This is a genomic window from Promicromonospora thailandica, from assembly GCF_024171955.1.
Taxonomy (GTDB): Bacteria; Actinomycetota; Actinomycetes; order Actinomycetales; family Cellulomonadaceae; genus Promicromonospora; species Promicromonospora thailandica.
In genome coordinates this window covers 330,479-336,732 of record NZ_JAMTCS010000006.1, presented here as the reverse complement: position 1 = coordinate 336,732, position 6,254 = coordinate 330,479, and the positions used below count along the sequence as shown (strand labels likewise).

Below are 6,254 nucleotides of genomic sequence, written 5' to 3'. Positions count from 1 at the left end.
GAACGACACCCTGCCGTCCTGGCTCACCCCACGGCCTGCCTGCTACGCCGACACCGAGGACGGCGGCTACGTCGAAGACCCCGGACACGTCGAGATCCTCTCGATGCTCGCGGACCTGAACGCCACCGACAACACGTTCTTCGTGATCTACCCCGAGGACGAAGACATCGACTGGTCGATCTCGGTCCACACCCGCCCCGGAGCGTTCGGCGGCTACGAGATCGAGCACCGCGACCCCGCCACCGGCGAGCAAGCCACCACCGTCGAAGCCGACCACGCCACCATCGCCACCCACGTCCTGGACTGGCTCAGCCACCGCTGACCACTTCCGAAACACGCCCTAGTGCAACACCTGGCGAGCATGACGAACCGAAATCCTGGGCCGGATCGGTACGGACCAGACGACAGCACCGTCACCGTTCTGGTGTCCGCGCTGTCCTGTCCGGTGACCAGAGCGCGATGACGCCCTACTACACCGACGACGCCGTCACGCTCTACCACGGGGACGCGGCGGCGACCCTCGCGCACCTCGAGCCCGGGTCGGTCAGTTGCATCGTCACGTCGCCGCCCTATTTCGGGCTGCGGGACTACGGCGTGGATGGCCAGCTCGGGGCCGAACACTCACCGTCCGCGTATGTGGAAGCGCTTCTCGCGGTGTTCCAACAGGCGCGTCGAGTGCTCACTGAGGACGGCACGCTGTGGCTCAACCTGGGTGACGCGTACTCCAGCGGAACTAGCGGACAGTCAAACCTGACGGAGCTCACCGGCGGTGGCCAAAAGGCCGACTCGTCGAAGACCTCTCGAGCGCGCGTCGATTCTCTCCCGTCCAAGAACCTCCTGGGCCTGCCATGGCGCCTGGCGTTCGCGCTTCAGGACGACGGGTGGGTTCTGCGCAACGACGTTATCTGGTCAAAGCCCAACGCGATGCCGACCTCGGTCACCGATCGCCTGGGCAACCGCCACGAGCATCTCTTCTTGCTCTCGAAGGCCCAGCGCTACTGGTTCGACCTCGACGCGATCCGTCAGCCGTACGACGGCGACCGGGCGCCTTCTCGGCGCGCCCGCAGCGGACATGCGAACAAGCCGAACACGATCGCCCGCCCCTGGGGCGGGATCAAGCAGCCGCAGCCGAACATGGAAGCCACCGGCACCGCCCACACCGCAGCACACGAGCGTGGCCGCAACCCTGGTGACGTGTGGACCATCGCCACTCAACCGTTCCCCGGCGCTCACTTCGCGACCATGCCACCCGCTCTTGCTCGGCGCTGCGTGCTAGCCGGGTGCAAGCCCGGTGGAACTGTCTTGGATCCGTTCTCCGAACCGCACAGGTTCGCGCGAACGTATGCGAGTTGAGGTTCGACTTTCCCAGGTGTCGGCGAGGGACCAGGGACTCTTCGACCATGGTGGCGCTGTGTCTACGCGCGCAAGCGCGCTAGACGACTGGTCTACTCGGCATGGTACGGTTCTTCCATGCCCGCCACCCCGATGGATACCCGCCAGAACATCCTGGACACCGCGCGGCAGATCGTTGCACACAAGGGCTTCTCAGCCGTCGGCCTCAACGAGGTGCTCAGCGAGGCCGGCGTGCCCAAGGGCTCGTTCTACCACTACTTCCGCTCCAAGAACGTCTTCGGCGAAGCGATGCTCGCAAGCTACTTCGAGGACTACCTGGCCACCATGGACCGGATCTTCGGCGAAGCGGACAGGAACTCCGCGGAGCGGCTGATGAGGTACTGGGAGCACTTCTACGCCGTCCAGAGCGCCGACGATTTCCAAGGTGGCTGCCTGGTCGTCAAGCTCGCAGCGGATGTGTCCGACCTCTCGGAGATGATGAGGACCTCGCTGAAGGATGGCACCGACGCGATCGTCGACCGGATAGAGCAGACGATCATCAGCGGCCTCGCCGACGGCTCGCTGTCCGTCGGCACCGACCCCCGAGCGACGGCCGAGTCCCTCTACCAGGCATGGCTTGGGGCCAGCCTCCTGGCCAAGGTCCAGCGCAGCCCCGGTCCGCTCGATCGCGTCATGACGTCAACCCGCCGGCTGCTTCACCTGCCCTGACACCCGCCGCCCCGCCCCCGAGGCAGCCATACCCTGCTAGCCGACTGGTCTACTGGAGATCCCATGACTTCCGAACTCATCCATGCCGATGCAACGGAGCTCGCCGCACTCATCCGCACCCGTGAGGTGTCGCCCGTGGAGGTCGTGCGGGCGCACCTCGACCGCATCGCGGCGACCAATTCCAAGGTCAACGCGATCGTCACACTGGCGGACGGTGCGCTGCAGGCCGCGAAGGCGGCGGAAGAGGCACTCTCCGCAGGAGCCCCGGTCGGCCCGCTGCACGGTGTGCCCTTCACGGTGAAGGACTCGTTCGACACCGCCGGGGTGCTCACCCAGCGCGGCTCGCCGATCTTCAAGGGCCGGGTCCCGGACACGGACGCGACCAGCGTGGCGCGCATCAAGAACGCCGGTGGCATCCTGCTCGCCAAGACCAACCTGCCGGAGTTCTCGTACTCGACCGAGACCGACAACCTCCTGACGGGGCGCGCGAACAACCCGTGGAACCTTGAGCGCACTCCCGGCGGATCGAGCGGCGGTGACTCCGCGGCGATCGCGGCAGGCATGACACCGTTCGGTCTTGGCAGCGACCTCGCCATCTCGGTGCGCGGACCGGCAGCGCACACGGGCATCGTCGCGCTCAAGGCCACACACGGCCGCATCCCGACGACGGGCACGTGGCCCAGGGCACCGCGCCGCGACTGGCACGTCGGACCCATGGCACGCACCGTCCGCGACATCGCACTGACCTACTCACTGCTGACAGGACCAGACGGCGCCGACGGGTTCGCCACGACACCCCGCGAGCTCGACGCGGGAGTGGGCCCTTCGCCGGACTGGCCTTTGCGGGTGGGGTGGCTGGTCGACTCCGGACTCGGGCCGGTCGACGCGGAGGTCGCCGCGACCGTCGAGCAGGCCTCCGAAGCTCTTCGTGGCCTCGGCGTCGTGGTCGACGAGGTGCACATTCCGGCACTCGAGCATGACAACCCCCTCGACCTGTTCAACCAGCAGCACGTGATGGAGGTCAAGCCGGCCTTCCGGGATGCCACTGCTGGCCACGAAGCAGAGATGTTCAAGATCTCCAGGTCCATGCTCGCTGGTCCCGAGACGTCGGTGGAGGACTACGTCCGTGCAGAACAGGGAATCGAGCGGCTCAGAGACGGCTTCGCCGAGTTCTTCCAGCGGTATGACGCGCTGCTGCTGCCGGTGTTGCCCATACCCGCCCACGCGCACGGGCTGTCAGAGTTCGTCATCAACGGCCAGACGGTGCCCGCAACGCACATCCAGACCGCCACGGTCCCGTTCAACGTGACCGGGCTACCGGCGCTGTCGATGCGCTTCGGCACCAGCAGTGACGGACTTCCCATCGGCGTGCAGCTGGCGGCCACATGGCTTGCCGAGTCGACAGTGCTGCATCTGGCCTCCCTGCTGGAAACAGTCAGCCCCGTCCGTGGCCTCCACCCTGAGCTCTGACCCGACAGGACGCCAGCGGCACATGGCCGTCGCTGGCGTCCTGTCAGAAGACAGGGCGACGTCCGTCTGTCGTAAGCAGAGGGTACCGTTGAACCGATCTGCAAGGTGGCGTCGGCAATACGAATGGGATACGAGGGGCCTCCGGCAACGTGGGTCTAGTCCATCGATTGCTCGGCCCATGCGATCCGGCCCGAGGCTCGACCGGTCCGAACGAAATCGGCGGCTATTTCGCGTGCTTGGGTAGGTGTAACCCTCGTGTACTGCGGCTCTGCGGTAAAAGTGCCGCCGGGACGCTCGTAGCGTACATCTGAGCCGTCGGTCAGCACCTCATTGGCGGCGTAGAGCGCGAGACCGTCCTGGTGGACGAGCACGCGGGAATGGGTGGGATGCCCGACAAGGAACTGCACCATGAGAGGACGATCAGTCGGGAGATCTATGTCCCACAGATCGATCTCGAAAACACTGCCCGCAATGTCGGCATCGGCCTCTGCGAGGTCGTACGCGCGTCGAAACTCGTCGACGCCGTTGACGGGCATTCTGATCGCGCCGTGATCGAGCGTTCCCCAGGACATGATGTACAAGCGTGTAGTTCTCACGGCCTGTGTGTCGAAGCGGTGGTTCATCGGGCAGTCGGTCCGCAGGAACTGAGACGGGTTCCCGAGAGCTGTGTGCGCTGAAGGCTGGAGTACTCCGAGGCCAAGACGTTGCCGAGAATCGCCGCCCAAGCGCTGGTCGATTTCCAGGTGCTCCATCGCCAGCGGCGGGCTCCTCGGGACGTGGCTGCAGTTGGCATAGGATCCTTCGGGCTGTCGGTCCGACGTTCTTGGTTCTGTACGGTCTGCTGGTGCGGCAGCTCGTCGTGCATAGGCCCAGCGCGTTCGGCCGGCCACGTGGCGCTAGAGGAGGTCGTCCGTCCCGCTGGCGCTCGGTGACGTTCCGCAGCCTCGGGGCGGAGGACGCGACCGCGGTCGCCGAGGCCCTGGCCGGGAGCCGCTCTCACGTGGACCAGGCCAGTGGCAGTCCCGCTCGGATCCAGCTCGGGTTAGCCCAGCGTGCAGCCGTTCTCCGCTTGGAGCGCCTGGCCGGGGGGGTGAGCGCGCCAGGGGTCCATGGTGGGCGCACCATGCAGGCGATAGGTCGGCATGGTGCGCTCGCCCACGGTCACCAGCGCACGGGGCTGCCCTCGGTATCGACAGGCTCCACGTAGAAGCGGGCCGACTCGATGACGCCTTGGCTGATCACCGTGATGGCCACCCCGCGGAACCAGAACTGCCCGTGCTCGCCGACGTCGCTGGTGTACTCCCACTCGGCCCAGATCTCGTCGCCGCTGTGGACCCTGGACTCCGCCCTCGCGTACACGGTGGGATGGGCAGCAAGGATTCCCTCCCAGTTGCGCCGCACGTTCTCGCGACCGGTGAAGGACCGGGCGGGATGCGCCGGCGTGGTCACCGAGTATCCGGGCGCGAAACAAGTCTCGATCGCGTCAAGGTCATGGGCGTTGATCGCCTCGACGAGGCGATCGATCACAGTGGTCGTCGAAGTCATGTCCAGTCCTTTGCGGTGGCACCGGCCGCGTCGTCCGCGCGGACTGGGGCGGTCGGGTTCTTTGGTTCTGGCGTTCTGAGCGCCTGCACAGCTGTGGTTTCGAGGTCGGCGCCGTCAGGCAGGAGACATCCGCGTCGCGACATGATCGTCGGGCCAGCGTCGTCAGCGCCGATCATGGAATCGGATCGCCGTGCGAGCCGACTCAGCGTGGGCCTGTTGATGCCGCGCCGACGAGTGCCGCGATCTGGGGTGCCGCCTCGATGTCCGGGACAGAGAGGAAGTCGGGGCTCTGATAGGCGGGGCTCGGGTACTCGTAGTACCCCTTGCCGGACAGCAGCCCGAGGTCTCCCTTGTCGACGAAGCGCTCCTTGATGTACTTGGCGTTGGCGAGCATCTGGGCGTCGCCGTTCTTCTCGCCCCAGTAGGCCAGCACGTTGTGTGCCGTCGTCATCCCGATCACGTCATACCAGCCCATCGGGCCGAGCTTCGCACCGCCCAGCAGGTAGGTCCGGTCGATGTCCTCGGGTGTCGCGATCCCGTTGGTCACGAGGGTCTGCGCGGCGTTGAGCAGCGGGACGAGCCAAGAGTTGAGAACGTAGCCGTTCTGCTCCTTGCGAAGCGGGATCGGCACCATGCCGATCTCGATTGCGAACTCGACCGCCTGCGCGATGGTGTCACGCGAGGTCCCGTCGTGAACCATGATCTCGGTCAGGTTCATCTTCCAGATCTGGTTGGCGAAGTGCAACGTCAGAAACTTCTCCGGTCGACCGGTGTCAGCGGCGAAGTCGCTGGGCAGCAGCGTCGAGGTGTTGGTGGCGATGATCGTGCGCTCCGGCAGCAACGGCGCCAAGCTGGTGTACAGCGCCAACTTGATCGACGGGGCCTCCGGGACTGCCTCGATCACGAGGTCCGCCTCAGCGACCGCTGATGCGAGATCTGTGGTGTAGGTCAGCCGCTGATGGGTTGCGTCGATGTCGGCGACGGTGGCACCCAGATCCGCCCTGTAGATCTCGGCGTAACTGTCGATCGCGAGCTTGCTGCGCTCGAGCGGTTCCTCGGCGATGTCATAGACCACCACCGTCTTGCCCTTGAAGGCGCTGTGCCAGGCGATCTGACCGCCGAGCACTCCGGACCCGAGAACCGTCAGCTGGTTGAGAGTGGACATGAGCTGCTTCTTC

General features: G+C 66.0%; 7 protein-coding genes. 4 read left to right on the top strand and 3 right to left on the bottom strand.

Translation table 11 applies throughout. From position 1 onward, the window contains the following. The 4 genes from APR03_RS11915 to APR03_RS11900 all read left to right on the top strand — a co-directional run. Positions 1–322: hypothetical protein (locus tag APR03_RS11915; RefSeq protein WP_253835915.1), on the top strand; the 322-nt coding region annotated here is incomplete at its 5' end. Between the two features lie 137 nt (positions 323–459). Beyond that, complete coding sequence (locus tag APR03_RS11910; RefSeq protein WP_253835913.1) at positions 460–1,353, top strand: DNA-methyltransferase; 894 nt, start codon at positions 460–462, stop codon at positions 1,351–1,353. Positions 1,354–1,470: 117 nt separating this feature from the next. Further along, positions 1,471–2,061 carry a TetR/AcrR family transcriptional regulator gene (locus APR03_RS11905; protein ID WP_253835911.1) on the top strand — a complete coding sequence of 197 codons (591 nt, stop codon included), beginning with the start codon at positions 1,471–1,473 and terminating at the stop codon, positions 2,059–2,061. 63 nt (positions 2,062–2,124) lie between these two features. Then, positions 2,125–3,531, top strand: a complete 1,407-nt coding sequence (locus APR03_RS11900; protein ID WP_253835910.1) for an amidase — start codon at positions 2,125–2,127, stop codon at positions 3,529–3,531. 155 nt (positions 3,532–3,686) lie between these two features. Here APR03_RS11900 and APR03_RS11895 read toward each other — a convergent pair whose 3' ends face one another. The 3 genes from APR03_RS11895 to APR03_RS11885 all read right to left on the bottom strand — a co-directional run bounded on the left by APR03_RS11895 (position 3,687) and on the right by APR03_RS11885 (position 6,241). Then, positions 3,687–4,103: an Imm1 family immunity protein gene (locus APR03_RS11895; RefSeq protein ID WP_253835909.1), complete on the bottom strand. Its 417-nt coding sequence runs from the start codon at positions 4,101–4,103 to the stop codon at positions 3,687–3,689. Positions 4,104–4,692: 589 nt separating this feature from the next. Then, a complete protein-coding gene (locus tag APR03_RS11890; protein ID WP_171107488.1) occupies positions 4,693–5,076 on the bottom strand; it encodes a nuclear transport factor 2 family protein in 384 nt (127 codons plus the stop codon). Between the two features lie 202 nt (positions 5,077–5,278). Further along, positions 5,279–6,241, bottom strand: coding sequence for a 3-hydroxyacyl-CoA dehydrogenase (locus tag APR03_RS11885; RefSeq protein ID WP_253835908.1), 963 nt, complete (start codon positions 6,239–6,241; stop codon positions 5,279–5,281). Between the last annotated feature and the right edge of the window lie 13 nt (positions 6,242–6,254).

Coding starts and splice junctions, on each gene's coding strand:
- APR03_RS11895 (WP_253835909.1), bottom strand. CDS start 4,103: ATGTCCTGGGGAACGCTCGATCACGGCGCGATCAGAATGCCCGTCAAC.
- APR03_RS11905 (WP_253835911.1), top strand. CDS start 1,471: ATGCCCGCCACCCCGATGGATACCCGCCAGAACATCCTGGACACCGCG.
- APR03_RS11900 (WP_253835910.1), top strand. CDS start 2,125: ATGACTTCCGAACTCATCCATGCCGATGCAACGGAGCTCGCCGCACTC.
- APR03_RS11885 (WP_253835908.1), bottom strand. CDS start 6,241: ATGTCCACTCTCAACCAGCTGACGGTTCTCGGGTCCGGAGTGCTCGGC.
- APR03_RS11910 (WP_253835913.1), top strand. CDS start 460: ATGACGCCCTACTACACCGACGACGCCGTCACGCTCTACCACGGGGAC.
- APR03_RS11890 (WP_171107488.1), bottom strand. CDS start 5,076: ATGACTTCGACGACCACTGTGATCGATCGCCTCGTCGAGGCGATCAAC.